18 protein-coding genes are annotated in these 17,077 nt (G+C 74.5%); 11 read left to right on the top strand and 7 right to left on the bottom strand.

Annotation, left to right across the window (positions count from 1 at the left end; translation table 11 throughout):
• The first annotated feature begins 2 nt into the window (after positions 1 to 2).
• Positions 3 to 446 (top strand): hypothetical protein, encoded by a 444-nt coding sequence (locus ACFVXG_RS19020; RefSeq protein ID WP_387928937.1) that lies wholly within the window; start codon positions 3 to 5, stop codon positions 444 to 446.
• 98 nt (positions 447 to 544) lie between these two features.
• Here the strand turns inward: ACFVXG_RS19020 and ACFVXG_RS19015 are convergent, their stop codons facing one another.
• Positions 545 to 820: a ferredoxin gene (locus ACFVXG_RS19015; protein ID WP_387928936.1), complete on the bottom strand. Its 276-nt coding sequence runs from the start codon at positions 818 to 820 to the stop codon at positions 545 to 547.
• Positions 817 to 2,037 carry a cytochrome P450 gene (locus ACFVXG_RS19010; RefSeq protein ID WP_387928934.1) on the bottom strand — a complete coding sequence of 407 codons (1,221 nt, stop codon included), beginning with the start codon at positions 2,035 to 2,037 and terminating at the stop codon, positions 817 to 819. Before ACFVXG_RS19010 ends, ACFVXG_RS19015 begins: the two co-directional genes overlap by 4 nt.
• Before the next feature lie 694 nt (positions 2,038 to 2,731).
• Between ACFVXG_RS19010 and ACFVXG_RS19005 the strand changes: the two genes are divergently transcribed.
• From ACFVXG_RS19005 to ACFVXG_RS18995, 3 genes are all read left to right on the top strand, one after another.
• The gene (locus ACFVXG_RS19005) at positions 2,732 to 3,817 is read left to right on the top strand and encodes an S-(hydroxymethyl)mycothiol dehydrogenase (protein WP_387928932.1); all 1,086 of its coding nucleotides are present in this window, start codon (positions 2,732 to 2,734) and stop codon (positions 3,815 to 3,817) included.
• Positions 3,814 to 4,443, top strand: coding sequence for an MBL fold metallo-hydrolase (locus tag ACFVXG_RS19000; protein WP_387928930.1), 630 nt, complete (start codon positions 3,814 to 3,816; stop codon positions 4,441 to 4,443). The genes ACFVXG_RS19005 and ACFVXG_RS19000 overlap by 4 nt, the downstream gene beginning before the upstream one ends.
• Before the next feature lie 101 nt (positions 4,444 to 4,544).
• Positions 4,545 to 4,946 (top strand): pyridoxamine 5'-phosphate oxidase family protein, encoded by a 402-nt coding sequence (locus tag ACFVXG_RS18995; RefSeq protein ID WP_387928928.1) that lies wholly within the window; start codon positions 4,545 to 4,547, stop codon positions 4,944 to 4,946.
• A 51-nt stretch (positions 4,947 to 4,997) separates the two neighbouring features.
• On the opposite strand, the gene ACFVXG_RS18990 is transcribed toward ACFVXG_RS18995, so the two are convergent.
• Positions 4,998 to 6,164 (bottom strand): alanine--tRNA ligase-related protein, encoded by a 1,167-nt coding sequence (locus tag ACFVXG_RS18990; RefSeq protein ID WP_387928927.1) that lies wholly within the window; start codon positions 6,162 to 6,164, stop codon positions 4,998 to 5,000.
• Between the two features lie 266 nt (positions 6,165 to 6,430).
• Between ACFVXG_RS18990 and ACFVXG_RS18985 the strand changes: the two genes are divergently transcribed.
• Positions 6,431 to 7,297: an NAD-dependent protein deacetylase gene (locus tag ACFVXG_RS18985; RefSeq protein WP_387928925.1), complete on the top strand. Its 867-nt coding sequence runs from the start codon at positions 6,431 to 6,433 to the stop codon at positions 7,295 to 7,297.
• On the opposite strand, the gene ACFVXG_RS18980 is transcribed toward ACFVXG_RS18985, so the two are convergent.
• Entirely contained in the window at positions 7,284 to 8,117 is an 834-nt protein-coding gene (locus tag ACFVXG_RS18980) for a hypothetical protein (protein WP_387928923.1), read from the bottom strand. The two genes, ACFVXG_RS18985 and ACFVXG_RS18980, sit on opposite strands and share 14 nt — an antisense overlap.
• Positions 8,118 to 8,264: 147 nt before the next feature.
• On the opposite strand from ACFVXG_RS18980, the gene ACFVXG_RS18975 reads away from it, so the two are divergent.
• A complete protein-coding gene (locus tag ACFVXG_RS18975; protein WP_387928922.1) occupies positions 8,265 to 9,692 on the top strand; it encodes an amidase in 1,428 nt (475 codons plus the stop codon).
• Positions 9,693 to 9,775: 83 nt separating this feature from the next.
• On the opposite strand, the gene ACFVXG_RS18970 is transcribed toward ACFVXG_RS18975, so the two are convergent.
• A complete protein-coding gene (locus ACFVXG_RS18970) occupies positions 9,776 to 10,171 on the bottom strand; it encodes an SsgA family sporulation/cell division regulator (protein WP_387928920.1) in 396 nt (131 codons plus the stop codon).
• A gap of 216 nt (positions 10,172 to 10,387) precedes the next feature.
• Between ACFVXG_RS18970 and ACFVXG_RS18965 the strand changes: the two genes are divergently transcribed.
• The 3 genes from ACFVXG_RS18965 (at position 10,388) to ACFVXG_RS18955 (ending at position 12,457) form a co-directional block, all read left to right on the top strand.
• Positions 10,388 to 11,284 (top strand): RNA polymerase sigma factor SigF, encoded by an 897-nt coding sequence (locus ACFVXG_RS18965; protein WP_387928918.1) that lies wholly within the window; start codon positions 10,388 to 10,390, stop codon positions 11,282 to 11,284.
• A 143-nt stretch (positions 11,285 to 11,427) separates the two neighbouring features.
• The gene (locus tag ACFVXG_RS18960) at positions 11,428 to 11,859 is read left to right on the top strand and encodes an STAS domain-containing protein (RefSeq protein WP_387928917.1); all 432 of its coding nucleotides are present in this window, start codon (positions 11,428 to 11,430) and stop codon (positions 11,857 to 11,859) included.
• 121 nt (positions 11,860 to 11,980) lie between these two features.
• Complete coding sequence (locus ACFVXG_RS18955) at positions 11,981 to 12,457, top strand: ATP-binding protein (RefSeq protein WP_387928915.1); 477 nt, start codon at positions 11,981 to 11,983, stop codon at positions 12,455 to 12,457.
• A gap of 37 nt (positions 12,458 to 12,494) precedes the next feature.
• Here ACFVXG_RS18955 and ACFVXG_RS18950 read toward each other — a convergent pair whose 3' ends face one another.
• Positions 12,495 to 13,151: a Sua5/YciO/YrdC/YwlC family protein gene (locus tag ACFVXG_RS18950; protein ID WP_387928914.1), complete on the bottom strand. Its 657-nt coding sequence runs from the start codon at positions 13,149 to 13,151 to the stop codon at positions 12,495 to 12,497.
• Positions 13,148 to 14,392 carry a 2-isopropylmalate synthase gene (locus tag ACFVXG_RS18945; RefSeq protein WP_387928912.1) on the bottom strand — a complete coding sequence of 415 codons (1,245 nt, stop codon included), beginning with the start codon at positions 14,390 to 14,392 and terminating at the stop codon, positions 13,148 to 13,150. Before ACFVXG_RS18945 ends, ACFVXG_RS18950 begins: the two co-directional genes overlap by 4 nt.
• Positions 14,393 to 14,679: 287 nt before the next feature.
• Between ACFVXG_RS18945 and ACFVXG_RS18940 the strand changes: the two genes are divergently transcribed.
• Together ACFVXG_RS18940 and ACFVXG_RS18935 are read left to right on the top strand one after the other, a co-directional pair.
• Positions 14,680 to 15,369 (top strand): hypothetical protein, encoded by a 690-nt coding sequence (locus tag ACFVXG_RS18940; protein WP_387928910.1) that lies wholly within the window; start codon positions 14,680 to 14,682, stop codon positions 15,367 to 15,369.
• Positions 15,370 to 15,450: 81 nt separating this feature from the next.
• Entirely contained in the window at positions 15,451 to 17,073 is a 1,623-nt protein-coding gene (locus tag ACFVXG_RS18935) for a multicopper oxidase family protein (RefSeq protein ID WP_387928908.1), read from the top strand.
• Positions 17,074 to 17,077: the final 4 nt, after the last annotated feature.

Here is a 17,077-nt window from a genome sequence, read left to right as displayed (position 1 = left end):
GGATGCGATCCGATCAGCCCGTTTCCCGTGAAGTGAAGGCCTGCGACACGGCCGGCCTGCTGAGGCTGGAGGAGCGGGCGGACGAGTTCGTCCTCAACCAGCGGCTGGATCCGGGCTGGGTGCGCGAGCACGCGGCGCCGGACGGTGTCCACCACCTGTGGCCGGTCGGGTGGAACACCGTGTTCGGTCGCCCGGAGCTGCCGCGCCAGGTGCGCTGCCAGCTGCTGCTGACCCTGCGGAGCGGCCGGACGCTGAGCAGTCTGCTGGACGTGTTCCCCGAGGAGTTCGCGCCCCTGCCCCGGGTGACCTCACGGGAGGACGGCTTGCGGGTGTCCGCGCTGCTCGACAGCAGTCCGACGGTCCTGCAGTGGTGGGAGCGGGAGGACCGGACCGGCCAGGACGAGCCGTGGGCGCGGTGGCGGCCGACCGAGCCGGGCGCGGTCTGACCCGCCCGCCGCCCCGGTGGCGCCTGCTGCCGCAGTCTCAGCAGGCGCCACCGGGGTCACGCGGTCACGCGGCGCGGCGCGTCATTCGGCGCCGCGCCTCATTCGGCCGGTGCGATCCGGTGGCCGCCGCGGGCCGAGAGCAGGGTGAGCGCCTCGACCGGACAGAGCTCCACCGCCTCGGCCAGCCCGTCCGTCAACTCCGCGCCGCCGTCGGCGTATCCGGCCACCGGCCGGGCCTGCCCCTCGGTGTCGAGGGCCAGTGACTCGGGGGCGCTCAGGGCGCACATCCCGGAGCCGATGCAGCGGTCCCGGTCGACCCGGACCAGCACGGGTTCGGCCGCCGCGGTGTCGGCGGGGCCGGTAGGGCCCGTCACCAGGTGACCTTCAGGACGTTGGGGCTGCGGGTGAGCAGTCCGCGCCGCCAGTCGATGTCCTGGACCGGGTCGGCCAGCCGCAGCGCGGGCAGCCGGCGGGCCAGCCGGTGCAGGGCGAGCTCCAGCTCCATCCGGGCCAGCCAGGCGCCCAGGCAGTGGTGCGGTCCGGCGCCGAAGGTGAGCATCGGTGCGGCCAGCGGGGAGAACAGCTCGGTGCGCAGGTCTCCGGTGAAGACCTCCGGGTCCTGGTTGGCGGCGCCGGTGTCGGCGGCGACGACGCTGCCGGCCGGGATGACCACCCCGCCGATCTCCACCTCCTCCACCGTGCGCCGGAGCAGCCCGGGCATGTGCTCCAGGGCGTCGCCGAGCGGTACGGCGCGCAGGATCTGCTCGGTCGCGGCGGCGGCGCTGGCCTCGTCGGAGGCGAGTCGCTGCCAGGCGTCCCGGCCGTCCTGGAGCAGGTAGACCAGGGCGTTGCCGAGGCTGGTCATGGTGGTCTCGTGCCCGGCCACCACCAGGCCGATGACCAGGGTGATCAGCTGGCCCTCGGTGATCGAGCCGTCCTCCTCGGCGGCCGCCAGCAGGCTGCTGACCAGGTCCTCGCCCGGGGCGGCGCGCCGCTCGGCGATCACCTCGGCACCGAAGGCGGCGAACTCGCCGAGCGCGGTGGCGATCGCGTCGGCACTGTAGGCGGTGGCGGAGAGCGCGTGGTCGCTCCAGTGGGCGAGCCGCTTGCCGTCGAGGTTGTCCAGGCCCATCAGACGGCTGATCACCAGGACCGGCAGCGGGCGGGTGTAGGTGGCGACGATGTCGGTGGGGGAGCCGTGGTCGATCAGTTCGTCGATCAGCGACTCGATCACCGAGGCGACCCAGGGCTTCCAGCGCGCGATCGCCCGCGGGGTGAAGGCCCGCTGCACGGTGCGGCGCAGCCGCTGGTGCTCGGCGCCGTCGATGTTCAGCATGCTCTGCGGGTCGTCCAGGATGTTGGGCGTGACCATGAGCGGCGGCGCGTCCGGCGCGTAGAGCGGGGCGCGGCCCAGCCGCGGGTCGGTCAGCACCTGCCGGACGTCGGCGTGCCGGCTGACCAGCCAGACCGGCGTGCCGGTGGGCAGCGCGGCGAGCCGGGGCGGGCCGGGCTCGAGGTGGCGCAGGCAGTGCATCGGGGGGAGCGGGGCGGTGCCGGTGCCGGCACCGGTCGCACTGTTCTCGGTGGACATCCGTACTCCAGACTCCAGGGCTGGGACCGCTCGGTGCGGCCCGACGGGGGGTGGATCCGGGGTTCGTGCGGGGACGGGCGGTTCGGCCGGGGCGGCTCGACTCGGGGCCGGCGGTGCGGTGGGACCGGGGGTACTAGAGGACCAGGGTTCACGTGGACCGGGGTTCAAGCGGACCGGGGAGCGGTGGTTCCGGGGAGCGGTGGGACCGGAGAACGCTGCCCGCGCGGGGCGCGGGCCCGCGCGCGGACGGCGCGGAACGTGCGGGGGCGTACGGTCGGTACGCGCCCGGCACGGGCGGCGCGCGGTGGCGTGCCGTCAGGTGGGGCGGGTGTGCTGAGCGTGGTCGCGTGGACCGTCTCTGCTACGACCGTACGTGGACGGCGGGGCGCCCGTCTGCGGCACTTCCAGCCAACGGCGGCGCTTTCCGGGCAGTTCGTAGCACGCTGACGGGCGCTCAGCGCCGCCCGCGCGCCCCTGGTCGCGGCCCGCGCCGGGTCCGCGCTGGGGCCGCGCGGGGGCGAGCGCCGGATGGGCCCGGTCGGGCCGCCGGATATGCCCGGGGCACGTGCGGCGGGCCGGGCGGGCGCTACCCTTCGTAGGCACTCCTTCGGCAGTGCTTCTAGAGTTCTCCCGCAGTCGTTTGTCGCAGGTCACGCCGGTGCGGAGCAGCATCGGCCGACGGAGGTGGAATCGGATGGCCCAGCAGGTGAAGGCAGTCATCGCGCGCGCCAAGGGCGCGCCCGTGGAGGTGGCCACGATCGTGGTGCCGGACCCGGGCCCGGGCGAGGCGGTGGTCCGGATCCAGGCGTGCGGCGTCTGCCACACCGACCTCCACTACCGCGAGGGCGGCATCAACGACGAGTTCCCGTTCCTGCTCGGCCATGAGGCCGCGGGCATCGTGGAGTCGGTCGGCGAGGGCGTCACCGAGGTCGAGCCGGGTGACTTCGTCGTCCTCAACTGGCGTGCGGTGTGCGGTCAGTGCCGTGCCTGTGAGCGCGGTCGCCCGCAGTACTGCTTCAACACCCACAACGCGAAGCAGAAGATGACGCTGCTGGACGGCACCGAGCTGTCCCCGGCGCTGGGCATCGGCGCCTTCGCCGAGAAGACCCTGGTCGCGGCCGGGCAGTGCACCAAGGTCGACCCGGCCGCCGAGCCGGCCGTCGCGGGCCTGCTGGGCTGCGGTGTGATGGCGGGCCTCGGCGCCGCGCTCAACACCGGCAACGTGGGCCGCGGCGACACCGTCGCCGTGATCGGCTGCGGCGGCGTCGGCGGGGCGGCCGTGATGGGCTCCCGGCTGGCGGGCGCGTCGAAGATCATCGCGGTGGACATCGACGACCGCAAGCTGGAGAAGGCCCGCACCCTGGGCGCCACCCACACCGTCAACTCCCGCACCGCCGACCCGGTCGAGGCGATCCGCGAACTGACCGGCGGCAACGGCGCCGACGTGGTGGTGGAGGCCGTCGGCCGCCCGGAGACCTACAAGCAGGCCTTCTACGCCCGCGACCTCGCGGGCACCGTCGTCCTGGTCGGCGTGCCGACCCCGGAGATGACCCTGGAACTGCCGCTGCTGGACGTCTTCGGCCGGGGCGGCGCGCTCAAGTCCTCCTGGTACGGCGACTGCCTGCCCTCCCGGGACTTCCCGATGCTGATCGACCTCTACCTCCAGGGCCGCCTGGACCTGGGCGCCTTCGTCACCGAGACGATCGAGCTCGACGCCGTCGAGCAGGCCTTCGAGCGCATGCACCAGGGCGACGTCCTCCGCTCGGTGGTGGTCCTGTGACCGTCCGAGTGGACCGTTTGGTCACCGCCGGGACCTTCGAACTCGACGGCGGCAGCTGGGAGGTGGAGAACAACGTCTGGATCGTCGGCGACGACGAGGAGGCGGTGGTGATCGACGCCGCGCACGACGCCGGGGCCATCGAGGCCGCACTCGGCGGGCGCCGGCTGCTGGCGATCGTCTCCACCCACGCGCACAACGACCACATCGACGCCGCCCCGGAGCTGGCCGCGCGCACCGGCGCGCCGGTCCTGCTGCACCCGGACGACCTCCCGCTGTGGAAGCTCACCCACCCCGAGCGGCTCCCGGACGGCGAACTCGCCGACGGGCAGCGGATCGAGGTGGCCGGCACCGCGCTGACCGTGCTGCACACCCCGGGCCACGCGCCCGGCGCGGTCTGCCTGTACGCCCCCGAACTCGGCACCGTGTTCACCGGCGACACCCTGTTCCACGGCGGCCCGGGCGCGACCGGACGCTCGTTCTCGCACTTCCCGACCATCATCGAGTCCATCCGCGAGCGCCTGCTGTCGCTCCCGGCCGACACGGTGGTGCGCACCGGCCACGGCGACCCGACCACCATCGGCGCCGAGGCCCCGGCCCTGCCGGAGTGGATCGCCCGCGGCCACTGAGCCGCTACGGCCACCGAGCTGGTACGGCCACTGAGCCGCCTGCCGCACGCCGTACGGCCCCCGGGGGAGGATGCCTCCCCGGGGGCCGTACGATCGCGATCATGGCCCATGACCCGCGCGACCTCGACGACGCCTTCCTCGCCTTCTGGCGCGAGCGGCACATCTCCACCCTGACCACCACCCGCCCCGACGGCACGCCGCACGTGGTGCCGGTCGGCGTGACCTTCGACCCGGAGACCGGCACCGCCCGGGTCATCACCAGCCGCACCAGCCGCAAGGCCCGCAACGTCGCGGCGGCCGGCCCCGACGGCCTGCGGGTCGCGGTCTGCCAGGTGGACCGGGCCCGCTGGTCCACCCTGGAGGGCGTCGCGGTGCTGCGCGACTCCCCCGACCAGGTCGCCGACGCCGAACGCCGCTACACCGAGCGCTACCGCCAGCCCCGCGAGAACCCGGACCGGGTGGTCATCGAGATCACCGTCCACCACGTCCTCGGCCGCGCCTGACCGCCCCCGGACGTCCGGCGCTTCGACCGGAACCGCGATCCCGAGCGGCCGTCACCGCGGCCGCAGGTCGAGGACCAGGTCGCGGGGCAGGCCGTGGGTGTCGTGGAGGTAGTGGAGGTCGTCCTCGGTGAGCGGGCCGTGGAAGCGGGGGCGGGAGAGCACCTGGCGGCCGCGCTCCAGCAGGCGGTCGAAGCGCTGCTCCTCGTCGAGCAGGACCCGGTGGACCGTCCCGGGGTCCTCGGACTGGCGGAAGCGGTCCAGGGTGTGCCGGAGCAGTTCCCCGGGCAGGTCGCCGAGGCCGCGCCCGGGGTCTTCGCGGTGGAGCACGGTGAGCACCCGGCGGATCAGGCGGCGCAGGACGTAGCCGCGGCCGGTGTTGGAGGGGCGGACGCCGTCGCCGATCACGACGACGGCCGAGCGCAGGTGGTCGCAGACCACGCGCAGCGAGGGCTCGTCCAGCTGCCACAGGGGCGGGAGGAGGCGGCGCCAGGGCTCGAAGACGTCGCAGTCGAAGACCGAGGAGCGGCCCTGGAGCAGGGAGGAGAGCCGTTCCAGGCCGAGCCCGGTGTCCACGTTGCGCTGGGGGAGCGGGACGAGCGAGCCGTCGTCGAGCCGGCGGTGCCGCATCATCACGTGGTTCCACACCTCCACCCAGCGGTCGTCCCGGGTCGGGGTGGACTCGGGCGGGGTGTCGCCGGTCCAGAGGAAGATCTCCGAGTCGGGGCCGCAGGGGCCGGTGGGCCCGTTGGACCACCAGTTGTCCTCGACGGTCAGCTCGACCGGGACTCCGCGGTCCTGCCACAGCTCCAGTGAGCCGGTGTCCGGCCCGACGTGCTCGTCCCCGCCGAAGACGGTGACGTGCAGCCGGTCCGGATCGATGCCGAAGCCGTCGGTGAGCAGTCCGTAGCCCCAGTCCAGGCTCTGCGGGCCCTCGTAGTCGCCCAGCGACCAACTGCCCAGCATCTCGAAGACGGTGAGGTGGGTGCGGTCGCCGACCTCGTCCAGGTCGGTGGTGCGCAGGCAGCGCTGCACGTTGACCAGGCGCCGCCCGAGCGGGTGTGGTCGGCCCTCCAGGTACGGGGTGAGGGGGTGCATGCCGGAGGTGGTGAACAGCACCGGGTCGCCGGGCGGGGGCAGCAGGGTCGAGCCGGTGATCCGGCGGTGGCCGCGCTCCTCGAAGTACTCGGTGAAGGTCCGGACGAGTTGGTCGGTGTTCATGGCGGGGGCTCCTTCTCGGGGGGAGGGAGGCGCCGGAGAACGAGCCGCGCGATCATCGGGAGCGAGGCGGGAACGCCTCGGAGCCACCACCGGCGGACCGTTTCCGGTCGCCGGGGGAGGGGGTACGTCAGGCGGCGGCGGCCGGCGAGCTGGTCGCTCGCGCGGCTGCGGTGGTGCTTCGGTCCATGACGTCCATGCCCCGAGGCTAACGCTCCTGTTCCACCCGGGGCCACCGGTTTTCCGGGCGCCGTTCTACGCTGGACGGCATGGGTGTGCCCGTGACGACTCCCGGCGGTACCGCCGCCGATGCGGCCGGCCTGGCGGTGCTGGTGCGGCTGCTGGCCGGGCGCGGGGTGGTGGTGCTCAGCGGGGCGGGGCTGTCGACGGAGTCCGGCATCCCGGACTACCGGGGGGAGACCGGCAGCCGGCGGCGCGGGGTGCCGATGACCTTCCAGGAGTTCACCGGGAGCGAGGCGGCCCGGCGGCGGTACTGGGCGCGCAGCCACGTCGGGTGGCGGGCGATCGCGGGGGCCGAGCCGAACGCGGGGCACCGGGCGGTGGAGCAGTTGCGGCGGTCGGGGCACGTGTCGGCGGTGATCACCCAGAACGTGGACGGCCTGCACCGCGCGGCGGGCACCCGTACGGCGGTGGAGCTGCACGGCGGGCTGCACCGGGTGGTGTGCCTGGAGTGCCGCCGGACCAGCCCGCGCGCCGAACTGGACCGGCGGCTGGAGGAGTTGAACGGCGGCTTCCGGGACGGCCCGGCGCGGGTCAACCCGGACGGCGACGCCGAGTTGGCGCCGGAGCTGGCGGCGGCCTTCCGGGTCGCCCCCTGCGCGGTGTGCGGGGGAGTGCTCAAGCCGGACGTGGTCTTCTTCGGTGAGAGCGTGCCCAAGCCGCGGGTCGAGCGCTGCTTCGAACTCGTGGACGCGGCCCAGGCGTTGGTGGTCCTGGGCTCCTCGCTCACGGTCATGTCGGGGCTGCGCTTCGTGCGCCGGGCCGCCCGCGCGGGCACGCCGGTGGTGATCGTCAACCAGGGCGCGACCCGCGGGGACGAGCTGGCCGAGGCCCGGGTCGGCCTGCCGCTGGGCGCGGTGCTGACGGAGGCGGCCCGGCGGGTCAGGGCTTCGTAGCGAAGGCGTGCAGGGCGGCCTTGAGGGCGTCGACGAAGGCGTCCCGGGTGACCTGGTCGACCAGGTCGAGCGAGAGGTAGGGGTTGAGGTCCTCCAGCTCGACGAGGAGGAGCCCGCCCTCGGGGGTGCGGCAGGCGTCGACCCGCTGGATGCCGTGCTCGACGGTGTTCCAGTCGATGAAGCGCTGGGCGAACTCCAGGTCGGCGGCGGTGGGTTCGTACGGTTCGAGGCGCCAGCGCTGCTCGGGGGCGGGGGCGTGCAGGGCGTACTGGAAGGCGTCGTCGACGAAGTAGAACGAGACCTCGTAGCGGAACGGGATCAGCGGCTGGACCAGGACGTCCTGGTCGTACGCGACGGTGTCGAGCTGGTCGCGGGGGACGATCCGCAGGCCGATGGAGTCGGCGCCGAGCTTCGGCTTGACGACGTACTCGGGCACGACGGGCAGCCGGTCGAGGTCCTCGGCCCGGTCGACGGTGGGGATGACGGGGTACCCGGCGGCGGTGAGGTCGAGCAGGTACTGCTTGCCGGCCATGTCGGCGCGCCCGGTCAGCTGGGTGTAGACGCGGGCGCCGCGGGCGAGTGCGCGGGTGCGGAAGTCCTCGTACTCCGCGCGGTAGTTGAGCACCGGGCCGCTGTTGCGGACCAGGACCAGGTCGAAGGAGTCCAGCAGCGCGGCGGCGTCGAGCGGGTGGCACAGCGCGACGTCGAAGTCCTCGCGCAGGCGGGCGGAGAGCTGGATGTCCTCGTCGCAGTAGCGCCGGCCCCGGGCCTGGTAGGCGAGGTCGGTGACGAGTAGGACGCGGGGCTTGGTGGTGCTCATGGCTCTCCTGAAGATCATCCGATCTGTTCAGCCTATCGCCGACCCTCCGGGCGGAGCCGTCGCAGGCTCGTAGCAATGCACTTGCATCGCTTCCCCGGATGCGATGTGATGCATGTGCATCGAAACGATCCGGAGGGGAAGACCACGATGAGTGCCGACACGACGACCACCGCCCCGTGGACGCTGGGCGCGACCGAACTGGCCGCCGCCGTCGCCCGCGGCGAGCTCTCGGCGGCCGAGGTGGTCGAGAGCCACCTGGAGCGCATCGCGGCCGTGAACCCGGCCGTCAACGCCGTCATCCAGCTGAGGGCGGACGCCGCCCGCGAGGCCGCGCGGGAGACCGACCGGCGCCGCGCCGCGGGCGAGCCGCTCGGCCCACTGGCCGTGGTGCCGTTCACCGTGAAGGAGAACATCCGCATCGCGGGCCTGGCGACCACCCACGGCGTGCCCCGGTTCCGCGAGCACGTCGCCGCGACCGACGCCCCGCCGGTGCGCCGGCTGCGCGCCGCGGGCGCCATCCCGATCGGCCACGCCAACATGTCCGACCTGTCGATCTCCTCCGACGCCGAGAGTCAGCTCTACGGCCGGACGTACAACCCCTGGGACCGGACCGGGAACCCGGGCGGCAGCAGCTGCGGCGACGGAGTGGCCGTCGCGGTCGGCATGGCGGCGCTCGGCCTCGGCAACGACTCCGGCGGCTCGGTCCGGCTGCCCGCCGCGTTCAACGGGGTCGCCGGGCTCAAGCCGAGCTACGGCCGCTTCGCCGCCGACCACCGCATCCTCGGCCAGGAGCCGCTGCTGGCCTCCCAACTCGTCCCGGTCGACGGCCCGTTCGCCCGCTCGGTCGCCGACCTGCGGGCCGCCTACGAGGTGCTGGCGGGCGCCGACCCGCAGGACCCGAGGGCCGTCCCGGTCCCCGCCCACGGGCCCCGCCCGACCGGCCCGCTCACCGTCGGCGTGGTGGTCGACCCGGCCGGCATCGGCGTCCACCCCGCGATCGGCGCCGCCCTCGACGAGGCCGCCGCAGCCCTGGCGGACGCCGGCTACGCGGTGGAGGAGGTGGAGATCCCCCGGCTGTTCGAGGCCCTGGACTGCTACGGCAAGCTGATCATGACCGAGTTCGGCCTGAGCTGGCCCCGGATCCGGCAGCTGCTCACCGAGAAGGGCGCCCGGAACCTCGACCTGTTCCTGGAGCGCACCCCGCACACCGACCTCGGCGAGTTCCTCCGGCAGACCGGCGTCCGGCTCGGCCTGCAGCGCGACTGGGCCGAGCTGCTGGAGACCCACCCGCTGCTGCTCACGCCCACCTGCCCCCACCCGGTCCCCGGGGTCGACGTGTTCACCGAGGACACCGACGCCGAGGGCCACGCCGCGCTCACCCTGCCCAGGGCGGTGTGCGCGGTGACCTCGCTGGTCGGGGTGCCCGCCGTGAGCGTGCCCAGCGGGTTCGCCGACGGGCTGCCGCAGAGCCTCCAGCTGATCGGCCGGATGTACCGCGAGGACCAGTGCCTGGAGGCCGCCGAGGTGCTCGAGCGCCGCTTCGGTGTGCTCGCGCCCATCGACCCGCGGCCGTAGCGCGGCCGTAGCGAGGTCCTCGCACGGGCGCTACGGCGGAGGCGCTACGGCGGGGTGCGCGGCACGCTGGTCGGGCCGGCGGTTCAGGCGGTCAGCAGGTCCCGCAGGCCGCCGTCCCAGTCGATCCGGTCGTGCTCCCGCCCCGGCGGGACGAGCCGTACGGTCGCCGCCAGGAAGCCGGCCACCGCCGCCGCGGAGGCGGCGAGCAGGGCGACGCCCTCCTCGCCGGCCAGTGCGATCAGCACGCGGGTGTCGTCGTACGGCGTGACGTGGACGTCCCCCTCGCCGGCGGGCGCGTGCAGGCCGGCGAGGAGCAGGTCGCGGGAGAGCGCCCAGACCGCGTCCGCCTGGTAGGAGGTGAAGTCCAGTTCTGCTGAGTGGGGTTCGTCGTCCCGGTAGGACCAGTCGACGTCCAGGTCCCGGCTGCGTTCGTCGCCGGTGATCAGTCGCATGGTGATCCGGGTGGTGAGACGTTCCATGGAAGGGTTCCCCTTTCCCGGGTTGTTTTCGGGCGGGTCGTACCGGCTCGGCTGCCCCCGATGCCGCGGTTCATGCCCGCGGATCCACGGTTCCCCGACGGCGGCGGCCCCGCCGCCCGGTCGTTCGTTCACGTAATCCTCACAAGGGGAACCGACATGGAATCGCCCCCGGCGGGTACCCGGGGACGGACCGTACGCCGAGGGGAAAGGACCGACATGGCCACGACCAGTGACGAACTCCTCCACCGCGCCACCGTGCTGGAAGCCGTCGGGCTCCCGGAAGCCGTCGGGCTCCCGGAAGCCGTCGGGCTGCCGGAACTCGCCGACATCGAGGACCCGCGGCAGCTCGCGCCCGGCGACGCGCGCGCGCTGACCCGGGTGCTGCTCGCCCGGCTCGCGACGCTCGAGGAGGGCACCCGCGCGTACTCCTACGTCCGGGCCACCCTGATCGAGCTCAACCTGTCGCTGGTGCGGTTCGCGATCCGCCGGGTCGGCAACCGGCGGGAGCCCGAGGAGGACCTGCTCCAGGTCGGCTCGCTCGGCCTGATCAAGGCGATCGACCGCTACGACCCCGACCACGGCGCGGAGTTCGTGACCTTCGCGCTGCCGACCATCCTCGGTGAGATCCGCCGGCACTTCCGCGACGCCACCTGGGCCGTGCACGTGCCCCGTCGCCTCCAGGAGCTGCGCATCACCCTCGCCAAGGCCCGCGACGTGCTGTTCCAACGGCTGGGCCGGGCACCGACGGTGGCCGAGCTGGCCGTCCACCTCGACCTCTCGCAGGAGGAGGTGATCGAGGGGCTCGCCGCCGCCAACGGCCACACCGCCGGATCCCTGGACGCCCCCGTGACCGAGAGCGAGGAGGACCCGGGCCCGCTCGCCCAGCGGCTCGGCGCGGAGGATCCGCGGTTCGACACGGTCGAGAACCTGATCGTCCTCAAGCCGCTGGTCGCCGCCCTGCCGGAGCGCGACCGGCAGATCCTGGCGATGCGCTTCGGCGAGGAGCTCACCCAGTCGCAGATCGGCGCCCGCCTGGGGCTGTCCCAGATGCACGTCTCCCGTCTCCTCAGCCGCACCTTGAAGCACCTGCGCGCGGACCTCACCGCCACCTGAGCCGCCGCACGCCCACCCGTCGCACGCCCACCCGCCACCCGCCGCCCGGCCGGTCCGCCCCCGGCCTGGCCCCGCGCCGGGTGGCGTGCGTACGCTCGTGGAGCACACCCGTTGAGGGGAACACGACGACGATGCCAGCCGAGATGACGATGCCCGCAGAGAACGAGTCCGTGACCGTGCCGCCGACCACCGCATCCTCCGACCCCTCCCGGACGGGCGCCCCGTCCGGGCCCGACCTGGCCGTGCACACCTGGTACACCGACACCCGGGCGGCCGTCTGCGCCCTGGCGGGCGACCTCGACATCGAGACCCTGGCCCCCGCCCGCAGCGCCCTCGACGAGCTGGTGGAGCAGCGCCCGGCGCTGCTCGTCGTGGACCTCGCCCAGGTCGGCTTCTGCGACTCCTCCGGCCTCAACCTGCTGCTCCAGACCCGGATGGCGGCCGCCGCGGCGGAGGTGGGCTTCCGCCTCGCCGCGCCGTCCGTCACAGTGCAGCGGCTGCTGGAACTGACCTGCACGGACACCGTGTTCTCGCTCCACCCGACCGTCGAAGCGGCGTTCGCCGCAGCCCGGTGACCGCCCCGGCCGGTCGACGGCACGCATAATTCGGCAGTGCTCGGGAAACCGAGCAGACGACGCTGCCGCACAGCGCCGGGACCGAAGCGCAACCGAAGCGGAACCGAAGGGGAACCCGCACATGACGACCAGCCGGGCCACCCTGGACGGCGAACGGCCGGGCACCGGCCCCACCTTGCCGCCCGGCGGCCAGCGCCGACGCCTCCACCTGGCCGGGCTGCCCAAGCCCGTGGCCCGGGCCCGGGCGTACACCGCGCAGGCCGTCGCCGACTGGTCCTGGCCGACCGGCACGGCCGGGGCCGAGGACGACATCGTGCTGCTGGTCGCCGAGCTGGTCGCCAACGCGATGCTGCACGCCGGCGGCCCCGTCGACCTCGTCCTGGACGGCTCCGAGGCCCGCCTGCGGATCGAGGTCAGCGACGGTTCGACCGACCTGCCCGAGCCGCGCCGGCCGCACCGCCCGGGCCTGCCGGGCGGGCACGGGCTGGTCATCGTGGAGAAGGCCGCCACCCGGTGGGGCGCAGTGCCGCACGACGACGGCAAGACGGTCTGGGCCGAGATCGACGCCCGGCCCGCGCAGCAGCGGCCCGGCCGCTGACCAGGGGCGCGCACCCGGGGTGGGCGGCCGGGCCGGGTCACGGCAGGAACGCGGTGCGGACGTGCGCCAGGTAGGCCCCGCGCCCGGGGTGCGGCCGGTCCTGGGCCCCGGGCCGGTGGAGGTCCAACCGGCCGTCCGGGTGCAGGCGCAGGGTCGTGGTGGCCGCCCGGCCGCCCACAGCCGTGTCGGGGCCGGCGGTGCCGAGGACGGGCACGGCGGCCGGGAACATCGCGCGGGCCTCGGCCGCCGTCGCTGCGGGCGGGTGGCCGGTGCGGTTGGCGCTGGAGACGTACAGCACCGGGTGGTCCGCGAGCAGCGGCAGCACGGGCTCCCAGCGGGCGCCGAACAGCAGTGTCCAGCCGTCCCGGGTGGCGGGGACCAGCCAGTCGGGCCGTGCGGCGCCCGGGCGCAGCGGGAGCAGTAGGGTCACCCGCTCCTCGGAGAGCAACCGGCGGGCGGCGGCGGCGAGTTCGGGGGAGAGGTCGAGGACGGCGCCGAGCCGCGCCAGGGTGCCGGGGTCGTGGGCCCAGAGGGCGACGGCCTGTTCGGCGGGGCGGCCCTTGGCGGTGTTGACGGCCCGTGGGTCGGTGCCGGCCACGACGTGGGTCAGCGGGGCGGGGTTGGGCAGCACCACCGCCGTGCCGCGCCGCAGGGCCGCCCGGGCGCCCGCGAGGTCGACGGTTCCGGCGGTCATGCCGACGCCCCGGTCGGTGCGGAGCGGAGCCCGACGAGGTAGGCGGCGAAGGCCGCGTCCTCGACGACGGCCCGGCCGGTCCGGTAGGCCCGGGACTTCACCCAGGCCAGCGCGGCCCGGGCCTGCTGGTCGTCGAGTTCGTGGCCCAGCCGCGCGGCCACGGCCCGGACCACCCGGAGGCTGGCCAGCTGGGTGAGCACCACGCTGGGGGCGATGCCCAGCAGCTCCTCGGGGTCGAAGGGCTGGAACAGCCGCGGGTGGACGAAGGGCGTGCCGGTGGAGATGGTGCCGACCCCGGTGCCCACGACGGGGGTGGTGACGCTCAGCGGGACCCCGGTCTCCGCGGCGACCATCCGGGCGAGGCGCGGCAGCGCGGTGAGGTCCGGGACGGTCCACCAGGCGGGGGTGTCGTCGCCCAGCAACCGGGCCGCCCGCTGCGGGTCGTGGGCGAGCAGGAAAAGCAGCTGTTCGGTGGCGGCCAGGCCGCTGCGCTCGGCGAGGCCCAGCCAGGAGGCGGACACCACCCGGACGCCGGCCCGCAGCGCCTCCAGGGTGTTGGCCAGGCCCAGGCCGAGGTCGTTGTGGAGGTGGGAGGCCAGCACCACCTGGTCGTCGGCGGCCGCCCGGACCCGGCCGAACAACTCGGCCGCCTCGCCCGGTAGTTGGATGCCGACCGTATCGGCCAGCACGACGGTGCCCGCACCGGCGGCGGTCAGTGCGCCCGCGTGGTGGGCCAGCAGGCCGGGGTCGGCGCGGGAGGCGTCGGCGAAGCAGAGGTCGACGGCGACCCCGTCGTCCAGGGTGCGGGCCTCCTCGATCAGGGCGGCGGCCGATTCCAGGGCCTCGTGGGCCGGCCGGTGGGTCATGGTCCTGGCCATCGGCTCGGAGGCGGGCACGACCACCATGACCCGGGCGTGCGCGGTGCCCCGCACCGAGGCCACCGCCTGCCGGACGTCCTCGGCCCGGCCCCGGCAGACGGCGGCGATGCTGACCGTGCCCTCGGCCTCCACGGCGACCCGCCGGACCGCCTCGAACTCCTCCTCGCACACCGCCGGGAAGCCCGCCGCGAACACCACGTGCCGGGGCCCGTCCGCGCCGAACATCCGCCCCTGCTCGCGGGCCAGCCGGACCCGGAACGCGGCCGACATCAGCGTCTTGGCCTGGGCGCCGTCGCGCGCCGACTCCTCCCACAGCACCACCCGGCCCGCCCGCGCGGACTCCCGTATGACGTCCCGTTCCACCGCAACCCCCGAACCCGCGCGGCCCTCGCCGACGGAGGGCGACCGGGTCCGGACTCTAGGCGGCGGCCGGGGCCCGCGGGGGCGGGCCGGGAAACTGCCGCCGTTCCGGCCCGGAGTTGCCGGATCCGCTTGCCAGGAAGGGGGTTTGGCGATAGGGGGTCCAGGGGTTGAGCGGGGCGGGGCCCGGTCCGTATCCGGAAGGGCGGGGGAAAAGACCTGCCCGCGCGTCAGCTTCCTTGTAGCATCTGCGCGTTCGAGGTCGGCTGCGCAGGTGGGGGACAGGGTCCGTGGCAGGAACCATCACGTTGTGGGTGTTCGGGTTGCTCTGCTTCGTCGTGGCCTTCGCGAAGGAGGCCGCGAGCGGGGCCGGGATCAGTCTGCCGGGGCCGAAGAGCGGGGGAGCGCGGGTCGGGGTGGTCGCGGTCGGGGTGCTGGCGCTGATCCTGGGGACGGCGATCCGGCCGAACAGCGACTCGCCGACGGCTCTGCCGACGACTCTGGGCACGCCCGGGTCGAGCGCTGTGGTGCCCGGGCCGGCCACCGCCAGTACCGGGGGTGCGACCACGGCCGCCCCGAATCCGCCCGCGCCCGCCACGACCGGGCCCGTGGTGGCCTGGAGCGGGCAGGTCGCCATCACGATGGAGGGCGGGGCCGACTTCGACCTCACCCCGCCGGGGCGCCACCCCGGTTTTCCGCAGGGCATCTACGCGACGGGCTTCACCGACACGACGGCGGTGGTGCGCGAGGAGATCAATACGGAGCACGACAGCTTCGGCATCTGGACCGGCCAGGCGCCGCCGTCCGGCGCCGCCTGCGCGGACTGGGCCGCCAGCCACCCGGGCGACTCGGCCCACGTCAGTGTCGGGACGCTGATCTGCCTGAAGAGCCCCGGGGGTCGCACCGCGCTGATCAAGGTCGACTCCATCGCCCCGGCGGACTACCAGCTGGAGGCGACGGTGACCGTCTGGTCCGGCTGAGGGTCATGATCGGGCAATGTCCGGCGGGCGCCCGGTGTGCTTTCCGGACCGCCTGGATGGTTTGACCTAGATTGCCCGACCATGAGCGAAAATGTCGGAATCAGTCGTCGGTCGATGCTCAAGGCGCTGCCCGCCGCCGTCCTGGTGGCCGCCGCCGACGGGATCCTCTCCCGCCGGTACGCGGCGGCCGCCCCCGCCCCGCAGCCCTTCCCCCAGCCAGCCCTGCGGACCGCGCGGCGGGTGCCCGGCAGGGCGGGGGCGGTGCTGGAGCAGACGCTCGACGTGCGCTTCACGGACACCGTCGTCCCCGGCTACGGCACGGTCACCACCCGCACCTACGACGGGACGATCCCCGGCCCGACCCTGCGGCTGCGCGCCGGGGACACCCTGCGGCTGACCCAGGTCAACGGCCTGCCCCCGAACGAGCCCCACGACGGCGACCACAACCGGCCGCACGGCTTCAACAGCTTCAACCTGCACACCCACGGCCTGCACGTCGACCCGTCCGGGGACGCCGACAACGTGCTCCGGGTGTTCGAGCCGCGCACCGCCGAGGAGGTCGAGGCCGGCGCCCCCGAGCCGCAGTACGTGACGACCATCGACGTCCCGGTCGGCCACCCGGCCGGCACCTACTGGTACCACCCCCACCTGCACGGGGCCACCTCCGTGCAGATCGTCGGCGGGATGGCCGGGGTCCTCGTCGTCGAGGGCGACGTCGACGAGGTCCCCGAGATCGCGGCCGCCGCCGACCTGGTGGTCTGCCTCAACGAGCTGAGGCTCAAGGACGGCAAGGTCCCCGACTTCACCTCCGGCAACGCGCTGGCCGCCGTCCCGGCCGTGCTGACCGTCAACGGTGCCGTCAACCCCACCGTGACGCTGCGCCCGGGCGAGGTGCAGCGCTGGCGGCTGGTCTGCGCGACGGCGTTCACCGCGCCGGTGCTGCGGCTCACCGGCGGCGGCCGGGACCTCACCCTCCACCAGATCGCCCAGGACGGCGTGACCTTCCCGGCCGCGGTCGCCACCGACGCGGTGCGCCTGGCCATGGGCAACCGGGCCGACGTCCTGGTCCGGGCCGACGACCCCGGCAGCTACGAACTGCGGGCCGACGGGCGGACCGCCCCGCTGATGACGGTCGAGGTGACGGGCGAGGCGGTCGACCCGCCGATGGGGCTGCCGACCGCGCTCCCGGCCGGCAAGCCGTTCCTCGACGAGGGCGACATCGCGAACCCGGACGCGGACCGCGAGGTGGTCTTCCACGTCGACCCGGGCGTCTTCCCGGGCTCGTTCCCCAACGCCTTCCGGATGCTGGGGAGCAACCCGACCCCCGCCGCGGACCCCGCGGGCGACCCCACCCGGGACCCGGCCTACGGCCTGTTCGACCCCGGCTACGTCAACCACACCCTGGAACTGGACACCGTCGAGCGCTGGACCCTGCGCACCGACGAGACCAACCCGGCCTTCCAGCACCCCTTCCACCTGCACACCAACCACGTCCTGGTCACCCACCGCAACGGCGACCGGCTCGACCCGCCGGTCTGGCACGACACCGTCGACCTGGCGGGCGGCAGACCGGGCGACACCGTCACCTTCCTGGTCCGCTACGAGGACTTCACCGGCCGCGCCGTCGCCCACTGCCACCAGCTGCAGCACGAGGACCTCGGGATGATGCAGACCGTCGACTACGTCGAGCCGCGTCGGCGCTGAGCCC

The sequence above is a fragment of the Kitasatospora sp. NPDC058162 genome (genome assembly GCF_042884005.1).
In the GTDB taxonomy this organism is placed as follows: domain Bacteria; phylum Actinomycetota; class Actinomycetes; order Streptomycetales; family Streptomycetaceae; genus Kitasatospora.
Note: the sequence above shows the minus strand (reverse complement) of the source record. Positions and strands in the feature narration are given on the sequence as shown.

What these genes read in the sequence shown, in the direction of transcription:
- ACFVXG_RS19005 (WP_387928932.1), top strand. Translation starts at nt 2,732, where the DNA reads ATGGCCCAGCAGGTGAAGGCAGTCATCGCGCGCGCCAAGGGCGCGCCC.
- ACFVXG_RS18990 (WP_387928927.1), bottom strand. Translation starts at nt 6,164, where the DNA reads ATGAACACCGACCAACTCGTCCGGACCTTCACCGAGTACTTCGAGGAG.
- ACFVXG_RS18995 (WP_387928928.1), top strand. Translation starts at nt 4,545, where the DNA reads ATGGCCCATGACCCGCGCGACCTCGACGACGCCTTCCTCGCCTTCTGG.
- ACFVXG_RS18965 (WP_387928918.1), top strand. Translation starts at nt 10,388, where the DNA reads ATGGCCACGACCAGTGACGAACTCCTCCACCGCGCCACCGTGCTGGAA.
- ACFVXG_RS18950 (WP_387928914.1), bottom strand. Translation starts at nt 13,151, where the DNA reads ATGACCGCCGGAACCGTCGACCTCGCGGGCGCCCGGGCGGCCCTGCGG.
- ACFVXG_RS19020 (WP_387928937.1), top strand. Translation starts at nt 3, where the DNA reads ATGCGATCCGATCAGCCCGTTTCCCGTGAAGTGAAGGCCTGCGACACG.
- ACFVXG_RS18970 (WP_387928920.1), bottom strand. Translation starts at nt 10,171, where the DNA reads ATGGAACGTCTCACCACCCGGATCACCATGCGACTGATCACCGGCGAC.
- ACFVXG_RS19010 (WP_387928934.1), bottom strand. Translation starts at nt 2,037, where the DNA reads ATGTCCACCGAGAACAGTGCGACCGGTGCCGGCACCGGCACCGCCCCG.
- ACFVXG_RS18955 (WP_387928915.1), top strand. Translation starts at nt 11,981, where the DNA reads ATGACGACCAGCCGGGCCACCCTGGACGGCGAACGGCCGGGCACCGGC.
- ACFVXG_RS18960 (WP_387928917.1), top strand. Translation starts at nt 11,428, where the DNA reads ATGACGATGCCCGCAGAGAACGAGTCCGTGACCGTGCCGCCGACCACC.
- ACFVXG_RS18975 (WP_387928922.1), top strand. Translation starts at nt 8,265, where the DNA reads ATGAGTGCCGACACGACGACCACCGCCCCGTGGACGCTGGGCGCGACC.
- ACFVXG_RS18980 (WP_387928923.1), bottom strand. Translation starts at nt 8,117, where the DNA reads ATGAGCACCACCAAGCCCCGCGTCCTACTCGTCACCGACCTCGCCTAC.
- ACFVXG_RS18935 (WP_387928908.1), top strand. Translation starts at nt 15,451, where the DNA reads ATGAGCGAAAATGTCGGAATCAGTCGTCGGTCGATGCTCAAGGCGCTG.
- ACFVXG_RS18985 (WP_387928925.1), top strand. Translation starts at nt 6,431, where the DNA reads ATGGGTGTGCCCGTGACGACTCCCGGCGGTACCGCCGCCGATGCGGCC.